The following is a 709-nucleotide window of genomic DNA, read 5'->3' as shown; positions in this document are numbered from 1 at the left end:
TCAGCAATAGCGACATCGTAATAGCGTTCGGGAAATTGTTCGGCAAAAGATACAAGGTCTGATCCCTCTTTCATTGCTGGTGTGATCCCAATGATGCGTTGATCAGCTTTTGCTGCATCACAAATCCATTGACCAAAGATATTTGAGTAGCTCGGCTTTTTCTTGGCAGTTGCGATGTTTTGGTTGGCTTGCTTGGCTTCGATTTTGTTGATTGCATGGTAGCCAATAGGATCGGATTCGGCAGGAGCGAATCCACGCCCTTTTTTCGTGACAACATGCAGGAACTGAGGGCCGCTCATGTGGTTCATGTTATCAAGTGTTTGAATTAGTAGTGGCAGGTCATGGCCATCAATTGGGCCAATATAGTTGAAGCCTAGTTCTTCAAACAAGGTGCTTGGGGCCATTAGACCTTTGACATGCTCCTCGGTTTTACGAGCAAATTCACGAAGGCTCGGTGTGCCGCTCAATACACGCTTACTACCGTCACGTACTTGATTGTATGCCTTGCTTGAAAGGATTTGTGCTAAGTGATTTTTTAAGCCGCCAACATTGTTGGAGATCGACATGTCATTGTCGTTAAGAATGACGAGCAGGTTAGGATAAATGTCGCCTGCGTGGGCAAGTGCTTCAAACGCCATGCCAGCGGTTAACGCGCCGTCTCCGATGACTGCAATTGCTCTACGATTCTCACCTTTGTGTTTTGCTGCTA

Annotated in this window: 1 protein-coding gene; it reads right to left on the bottom strand. The window is 46.5% G+C overall.

Features of this window, described 5'->3' with window-relative positions; translation table 11 throughout:
* On the bottom strand, window positions 1-709 hold a 709-nt coding region (locus tag A3738_RS20975), incomplete at both ends, for a 1-deoxy-D-xylulose-5-phosphate synthase N-terminal domain-containing protein (RefSeq protein WP_304440122.1).

The organism is Oleiphilus sp. HI0066 (assembly GCF_001635725.1).
The sequence above is the reverse complement of the archived record's forward strand: the minus strand, read 5'-3'. Positions and strand labels throughout refer to the sequence as shown.